A 15,887-nucleotide genomic window follows, 5' to 3' on the forward strand; every position below is an offset into this window, starting at 1 on the left:
ACACCAGGATCAACTGAGTTTGACGGGGAGTTGCAGATAGGAGGCGTGTTCACCGCCGGTGTGAATCACGTGTTCGCCGCTGTTGGCGCCGGTGTACTCGGCGATGCCGGGCATCATCGTACCCATCAGGTTGCGCGAGCTGATGACAAAGCGCAGCTGTTCGCCGGGGTAGAACTTGATGCCGAGCGGCAACAGGTCGATCTCGACATCGACGATCTCGCCCGGAGCGAGTTTCTCCACACGATCAAAGCTGTGGGCCGGTACGTCTACGCTTGAAAGCGCTTTATCCAGATGCCGCGCCGAGACACGCAAGCGGCCGTCCGAGCCTTTGTAGCGAAGAATGGTCGCGCCGTGATCGGTGAGATCGTGAATCATCGCGCTGTGATTCGGCGTGGTGAACTGCTGCAGTGGCGTGCCATAGGCATCCAGTTTCTGCACCAGCACAAACAGGTCCATGTCGTCGGCGCCTTTGGCTTCTACCCAAAGGTGCGCTTTGGGGTAGCCGACCAGCTCGGTGACCTGATCGAAACGGGTGATAAACGAGACTGCATTCGGATTGTTGGCAACGCCATAGGAGACCGCGACATCGGCCGACGGTGCTTCGCAGGTCAGCGTGCGCGAGCGACCGTCAAGGTAGAACCTGGTCGATACCGCGCCTTGAGGCGGAAACTCTTCAGCCGCGACGTTAACCTGGTCGCCGCCTTTGAAGTCGTGCACGGCGTAACGCACGCGAGGGGTGGATTCCCAGTCGTTAGCCTGGCCTTTGAGGTAACGGTCGAAGAAGCGCCGCAGGTCATCGACGTTCGCTTCGTCGTAGTAATCCGGCCACTCTTGAGTGTTGTGGATGCGCAGCCATTTGTCCTGCGAAGCAATCCGTCGCCACCCGCGGAACGTACCGGCGGTGTGCAGCGTGTTGGAATAGCTGGCGACGATGTACGCCGGCACATTGATGCGCGAAAAATCGGGGATTTTGTTCTCCCACAGCTCGTTCATCAGCGGGTAGCGCGCGGCTTCAGCGAGGATGTCTTCTTTCTGGTTCTTGCCGAAGAAACTGCCTTTCTGCAACATCCCGGCGAAGGCGAGATCAGGCATGCCGCCACGCAGCACCAGGTCACGGTACACGTCACTGACGCCTTCCCACGGATTGATGGCTTTTAATGCCGCAGGCTGCTCGGCAGCGGTAAACCATTGGGAAACGGCCAGGTACGAGGTGCCGCTCATGCCGACATTGCCGCTGCACCACGGCTGCTCCGCGAGCCAGTTGATCAGGTCGTGGCAATCGCGACCGTCCTGACGGTCCCAAAGCACGCTGTTGCCTTCGGAATCAACGCAGCCGCGAATGTCCGGGTTGCAGATCGCGTAACCGTTGGCGCACCAATACGCAGGATCCGGCGCTTCGAACTTGGCCAGCCCGGACACGATGTTGTTGTTCAAACCGACCAGACCAAACACGCCCATCACACTGACGGAGGTGCCCTGCCCTTTGCCGTAAGGACTCCACGCAACAATCACCGGCACTTTTTCGCTACCGGCCGGGCGGAACACGTCGACGTAAATCGTCACACCATCGCGCAACTGCACCGCGACGTCCTTCTCGAACACGATGTCGACGGGGATCGGGCGAAACTGCGGGGCGATTTGAAAGCCTTTTTCCAGCGTGCGCGTGCCCGGCTCGAAAGCGGTCAATAAGCCCGTTCGGGCAGGTGGCAGTGGCGTGGAAGGTGTGTAGATTTTTTGCGTATCACTCATGGTGAGACTCCCTTTTCTGTCGCCGGTATCCACCGGGGCAATTAGTGCTTGGGTCAATCAAGGTTCAGAAAAACAGCGTGAAACTGGCTTGCAGGTTGAGGGCGTCTTTGACGTCCGGACTGAATGCCGGATGTTCGACGTAACTCAGCCCCGCACGAACATAGGTGCCGGCGGCAACGCGCATGTTGTAGGCGAGCGTTGTCGATTTCGAGTCGTCGGCATTGGACACATGAAAGGTATCGAGCTTTTTGTTGGCGTCATCGCTGTAGCTGGTGTAGCCGTACTCCAGCATGACCATGTCGAATGGACGCGAGTCCAACGGCCCTTTTGCAAACACGCGCAAGCCGTAATACAGGTCAAACAGGTTGCGATCTTCAGGCGCGGTCATCCAGGTAAACCCGGCGTACAGGCCACGGGAAGCGATGGCGCTGTCGAATTGATAAAACTGGTAGTCGCCCAGCACGTAGCCGGCGTAGTTGTCATCACTGCGCTCGTTGCTGAGGAACTGCGTGTATTGCGAGGTGTTATGGATGTAACCGGCTCGTAGCCACGCGTACGGTGTACCCGGCGCAGACGCGCGTTTGTAGCCGAGTTCATCGATGTACAGCGCGCCGGCGTGATCGACGTGCAGATCGAGCTCGCCAGCATGACGGTCGATTTCCGGCCCCATACCATCAGGACTGATAGAGCGTTGAACGCCGAATTTGTTATAGAAGTTGCCGTAATTCAATGTGACGTTGGCTGCAGGGCTGGACACCGGCGCGTGGCTCAAACCCACTTGAAACGGGATCACCGCTTGTAAACCCTGAGTGCCGCCCACCAAGGTTCCGCCGGTAAACGGGCCGATAAATTCCAGATCGTTGGGCAGCACGCCGATTTTGAATTCGACGGTTTTATCCCATAGGCTCTGGTAGTAGGCGATGCGCGTGAAGCTGAATTTCGATGATGGATTCACTTCATCCCAGCTGGAGTAATAGCTGCCGACGCCAAAAATAAACTGCCCATTATCGAGACCGACCCGCCCCAGATCGTAGGTGAATCCGACCAGGAGATTTGAGGAATACGTCGGGCGCTCACCGCTATAAGCTTGCGGTTTATGACGGTCGTGATCGAGGTAGTTATTGGCGAAGGTGGTCATGTTCAACATGTTGAAACCGATGCCGTGATCAGCCAGATCACTGCGAAAGCCGCCGGCGTCACCGAGGATGCTTTCCGACGGTGGCGGCAGCTCCGTCAATTGACCGTGTTCAACCAGTGCATCGATCTTCGCGAACTGCTTTTTACGTTCGATGATGTGGCCCAGCAGTTGGCTGTCGGGCAAGGCTTTTTGGGTAGCCTCCTGATCGAGGCTTTTCGCCGGTTGCTTCAATTCCGGGGCAACCTGCCCCACAACGTTTTGCGGTGTTGGGTTTGTTTCGGCACGAGCATTCAGAGAGTGAGCCGCCCAGATTGCCAACAGTGCCGCCAGCGTCACGCGGACAAATTCAGGCGCATGCTTACGGACTCGGTTCGTCCCGTTTTGATGGGGCCGCATACAATTTCCTTTTATTCTTATTTTAGGTAGTCATTAGCGTTACAGCCGGCCACGGCGCAGGCACGCACCGTGGCCGTATTGCTTGTTTTTACTAGGTGGCTTCAGGCGCGATCACCCGCTGTGGTTGACCGGGCGACTTGGCAGACAGGCACAACAAACCAAACGCCGCGACCGGAAGTATCGGAAACAGCACCAGAGCTGTGCGGTACGAGCCGCTTTTATCGAACACCATGCCCAACACGAACGGGCCGATAATGGCGCCCAGCAAAGTCACTGAAAAGGCGCTGCCAAAGATCCGCGCATACGCCAATTTGCCAAAGCGGCGGGAAATCAGATAACCGAGAATGTCGATTTCGGCGCCCTGGGTCGCGCCAATCAGGAAACTGGCGGCCAGCGCCCAGTGCAGCCCGTCCAGCAACATCAGAAAGCCAAACAACTGGCAGCTGAGGAAAATCCCCGCCACGGTTCGGGTGTGCAGATGATCGAGCAAGGCACCGCCAAACAGTCGCCCGAACAACGATCCGGCAGAACCCGCCGCAACAATGCCGGCAATCTGATTGGCGGATGCGCCCCAATCCGAGAGCATCGCCGGCAAGTGCACGCTGGCCCCCACGACGCCAAACAGCACCAGTACAAAGGCCAACGAATACAGCCAGAAATCACGGGTGGCCATGGCCTCCCGCAATGTCATGCCGATCACCTCAAGCTGACTTTTTTCAGCGCGGCGTTCGGCCTCCGGGATCGGCCCGTTGTTGTCACGAACAAACACTGCGAGATTGACCAGACCAATCGCCAGCGCAGTCGCCCCAGCCACCTGAAACGCCTCGCGCCAGCCGTTCAATACGATGTTTTGCGAAATCAGATACGAGAATGCGCCGGTGCCGACCGCAAGGCCAGATGACGTGATAGCAAAGGCCAATCCCAAGTGTTTATCGAACCAGCGCTGGGTCAAAAACAGGAAGGCCGGATAACTCGCCAGATTACCGAACGCCACACTCATCGCCGTGATCGCAACGAACGCGGGGAACGAGTGAATAAGCGACAGGCACATGTAGCTGCCGCATCCCAACACCGTACCGACCAGCGCGACACGGCGCGCGCCAAAGCGGTCAACGAGGAAGCCAGCCAGTGGCATCACCAGCGCGTTGCAGATCGACGCGACAGAAATGATGATCGCAAAATCGGTACGCGACCAAGCGAACTCGGCGGTCACCGCCTTCATGAACAGGCCCAGCGGAATCAGCAGAATGGCCGGCGACGCGATGCTCATTCCGAGAAAACACCCAACAAGTACTGACCAACGTTTCATCTCTTGTGTCCTTATTATTGTAATGGCACTCGCGCTGGAGCTTTAGGTCGACGACGTTACGTATCCGGCTTTTCAGGAGCCTACGTCCAGTCGCGATTTATATCAACAGCAGTTGAGATAAATGGCAAGTGAAAGGATGGACGGAGTGCGGGGATGTTCAAACACTCTGCATAATGCGTGTCTCGATCATCCACCTAGAGGGTCTCTGGAAATGGCAATTGTTCATAAAGCTGCTCAGGCAGGTTTCTCAACAGACGCCAAAACCTATGCGCAGGGGCGCCCGGACTATCCCGTTGAAGTACAAACATGGTTTAGAGACGCGCTGAACATCAGCCCTGGATCGACAGTTATCGACTTAGGCTCCGGAACCGGCAAACTCACTCGCTTACTGGACTCTATGGGTGTTGATGTCATTGCCGTCGAACCGGTTGAGGCCATGCGAGTCGAGTTCGCCAAGCATTTGCCGGGCACCCGGATTCTGGAAGGAATGGCCGAATCTATTCCACTCGAAGCTGGAGCGGCGCAGGCGCTTATTTGTGCTCAGGCGTTTCACTGGTTTGCAAATGAAACGGCGCTTAGTGAGATTCACCGAGTACTCACACCGGGCGGGCGGCTTGGACTTATCTGGAACGTGCGCGATGAGTCAGTCGACTGGGTGGCCGCCATCACTGAAATCATCACTCCCTACGAAGGCGATACCCCGCGCTTTCATACCGGTGACTGGCGGCGACCGTTCAACAACGGCCGCTTCTCGGAGCCCGATTTAACCTGCTTTAATTACACCCATTCAGGCAGCGCCAAGTCTGTGATCCTTGATCGTTTCCTCTCAGTCAGCTTCATCGCGGCACTCCCTGCTGGAGAGAAAAAGACAGTAGCTGATCAACTAATGAATTTGATTCAGACCCATCCGGCGCTACGCGGGCGCGAAACTATCGAGTTCCCTTATCAGACCCACGCTTATTCATGTCGCCGTCTGGATTGAATCGATTCGTTCAGATTCAACCCCCATTTGTGCGGCCTTGTCATTTGCCAACGCTTAAGGCAGGGTCGATACCACTGACATCTCTGCCAAAGGAGTTACGCCATGTCGAAGCTATATCCAAGTATCGATCCCGAGGGGTTGATCGAGTACTCAGTGGTCTACACGGACCGCTCGCTGAACCACATGTCGCAGTCCTTTCAAGCAGTGATGAAGAACATTTCCCAGACCCTGAAACAGGTCTATAACGCCGAGGCGGTTGCGGTGGTGCCGGGCAGCGGCACATTTGGCATGGAGGCGGTGGCGCGACAGTTTGCGACCGGCCAGCAATGCCTGGTAATACGCAACGGCTGGTTCAGTTTTCGCTGGAGCCAGATCCTTGAGATGGGCAACATCCCGGCGGCCACTACGGTGCTGAAAGCCCGACCGGTCGATAGCGGTCACCAGGCTGCCTACGCTCCACCGCCGCTGGACGAAGTGCTGGCAGCCATCGCGGCGCACAAGCCGCAGATTGTCTTCGCCCCCCACGTTGAAACCTCATCCGGGATTATCCTTCCCGACGAGTACCTGCGGGCCGTCGGCGACGCAGTGCATGCGGTGGGTGGTCTGTTTGTGCTGGACTGCATCGCTTCGGGCACGCTTTGGGTTGATATGCACAAATGCGCGGTCGACCTGCTGATCAGCGCCCCGCAGAAAGGCTGGAGCGCCTCCCCTTGCTGCGCGCTGGTGATGTTCAGCTCTTTGGCCCTCGAACGCATCGAGCACACGCAAAGCAGCAGCTTTGCCTGCGACCTGAAAAAGTGGCTGCAGATCATGCAGGCCTACGAACAGGGCGGACATGCCTACCACGCGACCATGCCCAGCGATTCCCTCGCGCGGTTTAACGACGTGATGAAAGAGACGCAAGCCTACGGTTTCGACAAGGTACGCGGCGAACAGCAGGCTCTGGGCGATCGGGTGCGCGCCATGTTGACCGGTAAAGGCTTTAAAAGCGTAGCCGCTGCTGGCTTTCAGGCCCCTGGTGTCGTGGTGAGCTACACCGATGATGCCGACATAAAAAACGGCAAGAAATTTGCCAGCCACGGCCTGCAGATCGCTGCCGGAGTACCGTTGCAATGCGACGAGCCTGCCGACTTCCAGACCTTTCGCATCGGGCTGTTCGGGCTGGAAAAACTGCACAATATCGAGCGCACGATCAGCACGCTTGAGCAGGCGCTGGATGAGGTGACCGTTAAATAAGCCTTTTCTTGCCCGCAGCACATACCGAAAGAGTTCAAGGAACACATCCTGCAAGTTCAGTCGCGGCAACAAATGCAATTAAGCAGAAACCTGGAGCCCCGATCAAAACATGGGCTCCAAGTGGTCGCTGAAAAAACCTCTTACGCTTGGTTGAACACATTACTGTTGCTGGGCGAACCTTAATCAAGCAGGAACACTAGCCAATCGGCGTGATTTTTATCCGATCAATCAACCACCGCCCGGCGGGCCCGGGCAACGTGCTGGTCGCGTGAACCGCAGAAATATCGATCTTCACCCCCTCCCTGGGAATGCTCTCAACGTCCAGCATTACCAAGGTGCCCGCCGCTAAATCTTGCTTGACCATATGCAACGGCATACTGCCCCACCCCACGCCATCCTTGAGAAAAGCGTATTTGGTCGAGAGGTCGGCCAAGCGCCAGGTCAGTGGTGACATCACACCATAGTCTTGGCCTGCCAACATTTCCGAGCGATCAGTCAGTACCAGTTGAATGTGTCTGGCCAATTCGCGCTTGGGAATCTTGCCGCTCAGCCGCGACAGCGGATGATCGATGGCAGCGACCATCACCAGCGAAAAGTCTGCGATGCGCTCGCTGGATAAGGTTGGGAAATTGATGGGCAGCGATGCAAGGATGCCCAGACTGCATCGGCCATCCAATATCGGTTGATACCCAGCGCCGAGGCCTTCGACGAATATTTTCAGACGGGTCAGCGGAAAGCGCTCGGCAAACTCTTTGACCACCGCCGTAATCGCCGAGGTGGGAAAGAACACATCCACCACCACCGACAATTCCGGCTCAAGCCCGGAAGCCATGAGCTTGGCGCGCGCCTTCAGGGTGTCCACGCCAGAGACGATGTTGCGCGCATCCGTGAGCAACAGTGCTCCTTGCGGCGTCAGTTTCGGGAAACGTCCGGAGCGGTCGAACAGCACGACGCCGATCTGATCCTCCAGACCGCTGACCCAGCCACTCACCGCCGACTGCACTCTGTAGAGTTTTCTGGCCGCCGCCGAAAAGCTGCCTTCGTCCACCGCTGCGATGAAGGTTCTGAGTTGATCAAGTGATACGCCGTCGAGCATTGCGCCTCCATTCCATCTTAAATATAGATACTGCCCATCTCAATATACCGTCTTTTCAGATGCACCGAAGAAGCTCATCTTCTCTTGGACGCTTTAATCCACACGACAAGGTGACTTAACCATGCAAATTCTCCATCTCGATTCCAGCATTTCGGGGGCAGCTTCTATCAGCCGCATCCTGTCTTCCAACATCGTCAAGCGGCTGGTGGCTCTGCACCCTGGAAGTACCGTGATCTACCGGGATCTCGCCCGCGATCCCGCCTTGCACCTTTCCAGTGAACATTTAGCGGCCTGGCAAGGCGCCGGAGCCAAAGACAGTTTGCTGACGGAAGATCTCTTCAAGGGCAGCGCTTATCTGGAAGAACTGCAGGAGTCGCAGATCGTTGTCATCGGTACGCCAATGTACAACCTCACGATCCCCACCCCACTCAAGGCCTGGATCGACCGCATCGCGCTGGTCGGCAAAACCTTTCACTACACCGCCAAAGGCCCTGAAGGTTTGCTGAAAAACAAGCAGGCCTACATCGCCTCCTCTCGCGGTGGCATGTATTCACCGGGAAATCCCGCTGCCCCTCTTGAGCATCAGGAAAGCTATCTGATCGGCCTGCTGGGGTTCCTCGGCATCAAGCATCCGACGGTAATCCGCGCTGAAGGCTTGGCCATTAGTGCGCAGGTCAAGGATGCAGCGATCAATCAAGCACTTGAAGACATTGCTGCCATCCATGCGTGATCACGAACTGTCCTTAAACTTTCATCGCTCTTGAGGTGCGCAAAATGACTTACTCCATCATTGGTTCCGGCAAAGTGGGCAGCGCCCTCGCCCGCCAATTTGCTCGAAACGGCATTCCTGTCGGGATTGCCAACACCCGAGGCCCACTCAGCCTTGCAGCCCTCACCAACGAACTGGGCAAAAGCATCGTTGCGCAGTCCCTTGAAGAGGCATTCAGCGCGGACATTGTGATTCTGGCCATCCCTTTCAGCGCTCATCGGGACATCGCAGGGAAGATCGCAAACTGGAACGATAAAATCGTCATCGATGCGATGAATACTTATGGTGTGCCCCTTGAAGAGCTGGGCGGCCGAGCCTCGACTGATGTCGTCGCCAGCGCGTTCGCAGGCGCCAAGGTGGTTAAAACCTTCAATCAACTGCCCGCGGCACTGCTAGCCAAAGACCCTGTGCAGGATGGTGGACGGCGAGTGATGTTTGTATGGGGCCGAGATCAAGATGCCAACACGATCATTACTAAACTGGTCGATCAGTTGGGCTTCGCCCCGATATCGCTTGGTACGATCGATGAAGGCGGCAAACTGTTGGGATTGGGCGGTCCGCTGATTCTTCAAAACATCGTCAAACATCAATAGTCAGACGGCTGAACCAAAAGCAGACCGCCCAATTCGGGCGGTTTTTTTTATCGATACAACAAGACGCCCTCGCATCCACACAAAAAGATTGCTGACTCATTGTCAGGTGGTTTTTTTCAGCCTATCTTGAATAAAACCTATACAGGATTCTTTCTGTTGTACAACGATTGGTGAATGGATCGCACCTGATCGGTCGGCGAAGTTGATTTCTGACCTTCGGCAGGCACTGTAAACCTGTACAAAAAAATCAACCCGTACAAGAAAGTATTTCCCATCTGTCCCCCTCACACCTGTGCACTCAGGGAGAAAGGCAATGACCCGACTTTTGCTTTTGCTGGCTCTGCTACTCAGTGTTGCGAGCTGTGGCAGCGTGGATGTCACCCACTATGCGGATCAGCGACCAGCGTTAGATCTGGAGCGCTTTTTCAGCAAGCCCGTCAAAGCCTGGGGGATGTTTCAGAAGCGCTCCGGGGAAGTGGCCAAGCGCTTCGAGGTCAATATCGTCAGCCGTCGTGAGGGCAATAACCTGATTCTCGATGAGCGCTTCCTGTACAGCGACGGTACTCGCCAACGCCGGGTCTGGACTCTGACGCCCGAGGGTCAGGGACGCTGGAGCGGTCGCGCGGATGATGTGGTGGGTGTGGCCAAGGGTCAGATCGCTGGCAATGCGCTGCACTGGCGTTATCGCCTGAATCTGCCGGTTGACGGTTCAACCTATGAAATGAGCATGGACGACTGGATGTACCAGATGGACGAGGACACGTTGATCAACCGCACCAGCATGTCCAAGCTCGGCGTTGAAGTTGGCCAGGTGACCTTGTTCTTCCGTCGCCAAATCGCGGGAGAAAGCCAGTGAACAGCTCGCTCACCTTGCCCTATCCTTCAGACCGCATTGAATGAACAAGCTCCGTCGGTTGTGCCTGGTGCTGGGCGACCAGCTTTCCTTCGACCTGGCTTCATTGCAGGCGCTTGATGCCGAGCGCGACACAGTGTTGCTGGTCGAGGTCATGGAGGAAGCCAGCCATGTGCCCCACCATCCGCAAAAGATCGCCCTGATCTTCAGTGCCATGCGCCATTTCGCCAAAGCCCTGCAAGACCGGGGTTGGCGCGTCGAGTACGTCACTCTGGATAACCAGCACAACAGCGGCTCGGTGCCGGGTGAACTACACCGCTGGCAATCGCTGTTGGGTGCCGAGGAAGTGCACGTCACCGAGTGCGGGGACTGGCGGCTGGAGCAGGCGATCAGTGACTGTGGCTTGCCCATCCACTGGCACGTCGACACACGCTTTCTTTGCAGTCGCACAGAGTTCGTCGCATGGGCGGCTGGCAAAAAGCAGTTGCGCATGGAGTTCTTCTACCGCGAGATGCGGCGCAAGAGTCGGTTGCTACTCAATGGCGATGGTACGCCCGTGGGCGGCGCGTGGAATTACGATGCGGAGAATCGCAAGGCACTGCCCAAAGGGGTGAAAGCCCCCTACCCGGCCCGCTTCAGCAACGACGCCATCACTCGTGAAGTGCTTGCGTTGGTGAAGACGCGATTCAGCCATCATTACGGCGCGCTCGACGACTTCAACTACCCGGTCACCCATGCCGACGCGCAGGCGCTATGGGAGTATTTTCTGGATTATGGTCTTGCAGGATTCGGCGACTATCAGGACGCGATGGCCAGTGATGAACCGTTCCTGTTTCATGCGCGCATCAGCGCCGCGCTGAACATTGGTCTGCTGGATCTGCGGCAGCTGTGCAGCGATGTCGAGTCGGCTTATTGGTCCGGAAGGATTGCGCTAAATGCTGCCGAAGGATTCATTCGCCAACTGATCGGCTGGCGTGAATATGTGCGAGGTGTGTACTGGCTGAAAATGCCGGACTACGCATTGGGCAATTCATTCGGCAACAGTCGGCCACTGCCCGAGTTCTACTGGACGGGCGCTACGCAGATGAACTGCATGCGCCAGGCCATCGGGCAAAGTTTGCAGCACGCTTACGCGCACCATATTCAGCGGCTGATGATCACCGGTAATTTTGCCCTGCTCGCCGGCATCGCGCCGAGCCAGATCTGTGATTGGTATCTGGCGATCTACATGGATGCCTTCGACTGGGTCGAGTTGCCCAACACCTTGGGCATGGTCATGCACGCGGATGGCGGTTATCTCGGTTCCAAGCCCTATTGCGCCAGCGGCCAATACATCAATCGCATGTCCGACTACTGCCGTGGCTGCGCCTACAAGGTCAGCGAAAGTACCGCGGACAATGCCTGCCCATTCAATTCGTTGTACTGGCATTTTCTGATGCGCCACGGTGATCTGCTGCGCGGCAATCAGCGCATGGCGATGATGTACAAGAACCTCGACCGCATGCCTCACGCCAAGCAGCAAGCACTGTGGCAACGCGGGCAGAACCTGTTGGCGCGCATCGATAACGGCGAGTCGATTTGAAAATGAACGCTCGTGTGGAACGGTCTTGCGGCGGCGGTGCAACTTAACTACGACGCGGCCTGTCAACGGATGAACGATGGTCGAGTAGCCTCCGGGCGCAACGTGCACTGCTTATTAGAACTGTCAAAAATCACAATTTATCAGACAGATCTGGTCTTTTTTCCATCGTTTAGAAATGCCTTCCAGGCCCTGAAACAGTTCTCCTGCCCCGTAGAACGGGAGATTGAGCAGCAGTCTACGCTTCAATCTGAATTAGTGATTTAACTAGGTAGTTACCTAACTATATAATGCGTTCCTCATTTCAACGGGACATTCAACGTGAAGCAGAGTCAACGCCTCTCGGGCATATCAAGATTCATTCTGGTCGGACTGGGCGTGATCATCGCCCTGCTCGGCTTGGCGCTTGCTGCTGGCGGCGTGAAATTGGTCAGCCTGGGAGGGTCGTGGTACTTCCTGGTCGGTGGGCTGGTGATGGCCGTTTCCGGTCTGCTGATTGCTCGCTACAAGCCGGCCGGTGCGTGGTTGTTCGCCGCGTTCCTGGTGGGCACGGCGATTTGGGCCGTGAGCGATGCAGGCTTGGTGTTCTGGCCGGTGTTCTCGCGTCTGTTCATGTTCAGCGCGGTTGGCCTGGCGGTTGCGCTGGTCTATCCATTGCTCAAGCGTGCCAGCGGTGGCGTGCCGGGCCGTGGTGCTTACGGCGTTGCTGCGGTGCTGGCGGTTGGCCTGGCCGTCGCGGCCGGCAACATGTTCGTCGCGCACCCGACCGTTGCTGCAACCGGTACCGGTCCGGGCTTGACGCCGGTCGAGCCGGCCAATGCGCAAAAGGACTGGGCTCACTACGGTAATACCGAAGGTGGCAGCCGCTTCGCTGCGCTGGACCAGATCAATCGCAGCAACGTCGACAAGCTGAAAGTCGCGTGGACGTATCACACCGGTGACGTCGCGGAAAGCGATGGCAACGGCGCCGAAGACCAGCTCACCCCGCTGCAAATCGGCAATAAAGTGTTCATCTGCACCCCGCACAACAACCTGATCGCGCTGGATGCCGACACCGGCAAGGAACTCTGGAAAAACTCGATCAACGCCCAGTCGAAAGTCTGGCAACGCTGCCGTGGCATGGCCTATTTCGACGCCACGAAGAGCATCGCTCAGCCGAGCAACTCATCCATTATCGAAGCCAAACCTGCGCCGGCAGCCAATTGCCAACGCCGTTTGCTGACCAACACCATCGACGCGCGTCTGATTGCGGTCGATGCTGACACCGGCGAGTTCTGCCAGGGTTTCGGCAACAATGGCCAGGTCGATCTGAAAGCCGGTTTGGGTAATGTCCCGGACAGCTACTACCAATTGTCTTCCGCGCCGTTGATGGCCGGCACGACGGTGGTGGTTGGCGGTCGCGTAGCCGACAACGTTCAGACCGACATGCCGGGTGGCGTGATTCGTGGTTTCGACGTGATCACCGGCACCATGCGTTGGGCTTTCGACCCGGGCAACCCGCAGGATCGCAATGCACCAGCCGATGGCAGCACCTACGTGCGCAGCACGCCGAACAGCTGGGCGCCGATGTCCTATGACCCGGCGACCAACACCGTATTCCTGCCGATGGGCAGTTCATCCACCGACATCTATGGTGTCGAGCGCAGCAAACTCGATCACACCTACGGCGCCTCGATCCTGGCGCTGGACGCCACCAGCGGCGAAGAACGCTGGGTATTCCAGACCGTTCACAACGATCTCTGGGACTTCGACCTGCCGATGCAGCCGAGCCTGATCGACTTCACCAAGGACGGCAAAAGCGTGCCGGCGCTGGTCATCGGCACCAAGGCCGGGCAGATCTACGTGCTTGATCGTGCCACCGGCAAACCGCTGACCGAGGTTAAAGAAGTACCGGTCAAAGCGGCGAACATTCCTAACGAACCGTATTCGCCAACCCAGCCGAAATCGCTGGGCATGCCGCAGATCGGTGCTCAGCACCTGACCGAATCCGACATGTGGGGCGCAACCCCTTACGACCAGTTGCTGTGCCGCATCGACTTTAAAGGAATGCGCTACGACGGCCTGTACACCGCGCCGGGCACCGACAAATCGTTGAGTTTCCCGGGTTCGCTGGGCGGCATGAACTGGGGCAGCATTTCCACTGACCCGGTGCACGGTTTTATCTTCGTCAACGACATGCGTCTGGGTCTGTGGATTCAGATGATTCCGTCGCAAAACAAAGCTCAGGCGGCTTCCGGTGGCGAATCACTGAACACCGGTATGGGCGCCGTTCCGCTGAAAGGCACGCCTTACGCAGTCAACAAAAACCGCTTCCTGTCGGTGGCCGGCATTCCGTGCCAGGCACCGCCGTTCGGCACGCTGACCGCCATCGACATGAAGACGCAGAAAGTCGCCTGGCAAGTGCCAGTCGGCACTGTTGAAGACACCGGTCCGCTGGGCATTCGTATGCACCTGCCGATCAAGATCGGCCTGCCAACCCTCGGCGGCACGCTGTCGACTCAAGGTGGTTTGATCTTTATCGCCGGGACTCAGGACTTCTACCTGCGCGCGTTCAACAGCGGCAACGGTGAAGAGATCTGGAAAGCACGTCTGCCGGTCGGCAGTCAGGGCGGCCCGATGACTTATGTGTCGCCGAAAACCGGCAAGCAATACGTCGTCATCACCGCCGGTGGCGCCCGTCAGTCGACGGATCGCGGCGACTACGTGATGGCTTACGCCTTGCCGTAAGCCGCTTCATCCCTTCATTGCAGTTGTGCGCGGCACCTTCGGGTGCCGCGCCGTTTTCTGTGTCTCGCTCAAGATTTCAGCAGGAAGATTCACATGTCATTGGCTGTTCGCATTTCTCACTCCGGCGTGATCACCGGTGTGCTGTTCGGTCTCACTTGCAGCACTGCCCTGCCCGCCCTCGCCGACACCGATTCGAACCTGTTCACCCGCAACACCCTGACCGGCGATTGGGGCGGACTGCGCCACCAACTTGATGATGACGGCATCAAGTTCACCGGTGACTACAGCGGTGAAACCGCCTACAACGCCGACGGCGGCTTGCACCGTTCGGCCCGTTACTCGCAAAACATCAAGCTCGGTGCGCAATTCGACCTGAGCAAACTGTATGGCGTAGACAACGCAGGCAAGATCCAGCTGACGATCAACGACCGTCGCGGCAATAGCGCCTCCGACGATCTGGTCGGCAACCGTCTGCCGATTCAGGAAAACTACGGTGGTCTCTACACCCGCCTGACCGAACTGAGTTACGAGCGCACGCTGTTCACCCCGGCGCTCAACGTCAAACTCGGTTACATGGCCATGGGCAACGACCTTGGCGGCCTCGACAGCGGCATCCTCTGCAACTTCATGAACGCCGGTTTCTGCGGGCATCCGCTGAACATGTCCGGCGGCAGCGGCTGGACCAACTACCCCAACGCACGTCTGGGTGTGCGGGTGAAATACGACCTGTCGTCAGCCTGGCAATTGCGCGTGGCCGCGTTCAACGTTGATCCGGAAAGCAACGGTAATTCCAGCCGCGCCTGGCACCTGGACCCCAAACACACGACCGGTACCGTGGTGCCAATCGAGTTGGTGTACAAGCACGCGGGCACCCTGCCGGGTGAATACAAGCTCGGTTACTACTACGACAGCTCCGACGTGAAACGCATTGGCAGCGACAAAGACGTGTCCGGTCGCGGCGGCCATTATCTGCTGATCGATCAGGCCGTCTGGAGCTCTGCGACTTCCGAGGGCCGCAGCCTGCACGCCTTCGGTCAATACTCGGCTGCCAGTGAGGCGGCTTCGCCATTCACCAAGTGGTACGGCACGGGCGTGGTTTTGTATAAACCGTTCGAAGGTCGCCCGCGTGACACCCTTGCGTTGGGCTACGGCCGCGCCGTGCCTAACCCACGTAGTCGCGATGTGCAGCAAGATGCGGCGCTGGCCAATGGCACACCGCTTTCCAATCTGGACAGCGCCGAACAATTGATCGAACTCGGCTACGGCTATCAAGCCACGCCTTGGCTGACCTTGCGGCCGAACCTGCAATACATCATCGAACCGGGTGCGTTTTCCGGGCAGGACATCGACAATGCGTTGGTGGTGGGATTGCAAGTAAAAGCATCGCTCTGACGCTGACGAAAGTCAGTATCAGCATGACCTGCCCGGTTCATTTTTTAGAGCGGGTGGGTCATGTCGAG

At 57.5% G+C, this 15,887-nt stretch carries 12 protein-coding genes; 8 read left to right on the forward strand and 4 right to left on the reverse strand.

Going from position 1 to position 15,887, the window contains the following annotated elements:
* Positions 1-9: 9 nt before the first annotated feature.
* The 3 genes from ACTWLJ_RS21660 to ACTWLJ_RS21670 form a co-directional block, all read right to left on the reverse strand.
* A complete protein-coding gene (locus ACTWLJ_RS21660) occupies positions 10-1,749 on the reverse strand; it encodes a CocE/NonD family hydrolase (RefSeq protein WP_445178367.1) in 1,740 nt (579 codons plus the stop codon).
* Between the two features lie 64 nt (positions 1,750-1,813).
* The gene (locus ACTWLJ_RS21665; RefSeq protein WP_445178368.1) at positions 1,814-3,283 is read right to left on the reverse strand and encodes a carbohydrate porin; all 1,470 of its coding nucleotides are present in this window, start codon (positions 3,281-3,283) and stop codon (positions 1,814-1,816) included.
* A 91-nt stretch (positions 3,284-3,374) separates the two neighbouring features.
* A complete protein-coding gene (locus ACTWLJ_RS21670; protein WP_445178369.1) occupies positions 3,375-4,553 on the reverse strand; it encodes an MFS transporter in 1,179 nt (392 codons plus the stop codon).
* Between the two features lie 250 nt (positions 4,554-4,803).
* Here ACTWLJ_RS21670 and ACTWLJ_RS21675 point away from each other — a divergent pair, with 250 nt between their 5' ends.
* Together ACTWLJ_RS21675 and ACTWLJ_RS21680 are read left to right on the forward strand one after the other, a co-directional pair.
* Complete coding sequence (locus ACTWLJ_RS21675; protein WP_445178370.1) at positions 4,804-5,574, forward strand: class I SAM-dependent methyltransferase; 771 nt, start codon at positions 4,804-4,806, stop codon at positions 5,572-5,574.
* A gap of 102 nt (positions 5,575-5,676) precedes the next feature.
* Complete coding sequence (locus ACTWLJ_RS21680) at positions 5,677-6,810, forward strand: aminotransferase class V-fold PLP-dependent enzyme (protein WP_445178371.1); 1,134 nt, start codon at positions 5,677-5,679, stop codon at positions 6,808-6,810.
* 196 nt (positions 6,811-7,006) lie between these two features.
* Here ACTWLJ_RS21680 and ACTWLJ_RS21685 read toward each other — a convergent pair whose 3' ends face one another.
* Positions 7,007-7,906, reverse strand: a complete 900-nt coding sequence (locus ACTWLJ_RS21685) for a LysR family transcriptional regulator (protein WP_445178372.1) — start codon at positions 7,904-7,906, stop codon at positions 7,007-7,009.
* Positions 7,907-8,027: 121 nt separating this feature from the next.
* Between ACTWLJ_RS21685 and ACTWLJ_RS21690 the strand changes: the two genes are divergently transcribed.
* The 6 genes from ACTWLJ_RS21690 to ACTWLJ_RS21715 all read left to right on the forward strand — a co-directional run bounded on the left by ACTWLJ_RS21690 (position 8,028) and on the right by ACTWLJ_RS21715 (position 15,819).
* Positions 8,028-8,636 carry an FMN-dependent NADH-azoreductase gene (locus ACTWLJ_RS21690; RefSeq protein WP_445178373.1) on the forward strand — a complete coding sequence of 203 codons (609 nt, stop codon included), beginning with the start codon at positions 8,028-8,030 and terminating at the stop codon, positions 8,634-8,636.
* Positions 8,637-8,680: 44 nt separating this feature from the next.
* Entirely contained in the window at positions 8,681-9,268 is a 588-nt protein-coding gene (locus tag ACTWLJ_RS21695; RefSeq protein ID WP_445178374.1) for an NADPH-dependent F420 reductase, read from the forward strand.
* A gap of 313 nt (positions 9,269-9,581) precedes the next feature.
* A complete protein-coding gene (locus ACTWLJ_RS21700) occupies positions 9,582-10,124 on the forward strand; it encodes a DUF3833 domain-containing protein (RefSeq protein ID WP_445178375.1) in 543 nt (180 codons plus the stop codon).
* A 40-nt stretch (positions 10,125-10,164) separates the two neighbouring features.
* Positions 10,165-11,703 carry a cryptochrome/photolyase family protein gene (locus ACTWLJ_RS21705; protein ID WP_445178376.1) on the forward strand — a complete coding sequence of 513 codons (1,539 nt, stop codon included), beginning with the start codon at positions 10,165-10,167 and terminating at the stop codon, positions 11,701-11,703.
* A 318-nt stretch (positions 11,704-12,021) separates the two neighbouring features.
* Positions 12,022-14,427: a glucose/quinate/shikimate family membrane-bound PQQ-dependent dehydrogenase gene (locus ACTWLJ_RS21710; protein WP_445178377.1), complete on the forward strand. Its 2,406-nt coding sequence runs from the start codon at positions 12,022-12,024 to the stop codon at positions 14,425-14,427.
* A 93-nt stretch (positions 14,428-14,520) separates the two neighbouring features.
* Entirely contained in the window at positions 14,521-15,819 is a 1,299-nt protein-coding gene (locus tag ACTWLJ_RS21715) for a carbohydrate porin (protein WP_445178378.1), read from the forward strand.
* The last annotated feature ends 68 nt before the right edge of the window (positions 15,820-15,887 follow it).

This window comes from Pseudomonas sp. McL0111 (genome assembly GCF_052567255.1).

What these genes read in the sequence shown, in the direction of transcription:
- ACTWLJ_RS21665 (WP_445178368.1), bottom strand. Translation starts at nt 3,283, where the DNA reads ATGCGGCCCCATCAAAACGGGACGAACCGAGTCCGTAAGCATGCGCCT.
- ACTWLJ_RS21700 (WP_445178375.1), top strand. Translation starts at nt 9,582, where the DNA reads ATGACCCGACTTTTGCTTTTGCTGGCTCTGCTACTCAGTGTTGCGAGC.
- ACTWLJ_RS21685 (WP_445178372.1), bottom strand. Translation starts at nt 7,906, where the DNA reads ATGCTCGACGGCGTATCACTTGATCAACTCAGAACCTTCATCGCAGCG.
- ACTWLJ_RS21690 (WP_445178373.1), top strand. Translation starts at nt 8,028, where the DNA reads ATGCAAATTCTCCATCTCGATTCCAGCATTTCGGGGGCAGCTTCTATC.
- ACTWLJ_RS21680 (WP_445178371.1), top strand. Translation starts at nt 5,677, where the DNA reads ATGTCGAAGCTATATCCAAGTATCGATCCCGAGGGGTTGATCGAGTAC.
- ACTWLJ_RS21715 (WP_445178378.1), top strand. Translation starts at nt 14,521, where the DNA reads ATGTCATTGGCTGTTCGCATTTCTCACTCCGGCGTGATCACCGGTGTG.
- ACTWLJ_RS21675 (WP_445178370.1), top strand. Translation starts at nt 4,804, where the DNA reads ATGGCAATTGTTCATAAAGCTGCTCAGGCAGGTTTCTCAACAGACGCC.
- ACTWLJ_RS21670 (WP_445178369.1), bottom strand. Translation starts at nt 4,553, where the DNA reads ATGAGCATCGCGTCGCCGGCCATTCTGCTGATTCCGCTGGGCCTGTTC.
- ACTWLJ_RS21660 (WP_445178367.1), bottom strand. Translation starts at nt 1,749, where the DNA reads ATGAGTGATACGCAAAAAATCTACACACCTTCCACGCCACTGCCACCT.
- ACTWLJ_RS21695 (WP_445178374.1), top strand. Translation starts at nt 8,681, where the DNA reads ATGACTTACTCCATCATTGGTTCCGGCAAAGTGGGCAGCGCCCTCGCC.
- ACTWLJ_RS21705 (WP_445178376.1), top strand. Translation starts at nt 10,165, where the DNA reads ATGAACAAGCTCCGTCGGTTGTGCCTGGTGCTGGGCGACCAGCTTTCC.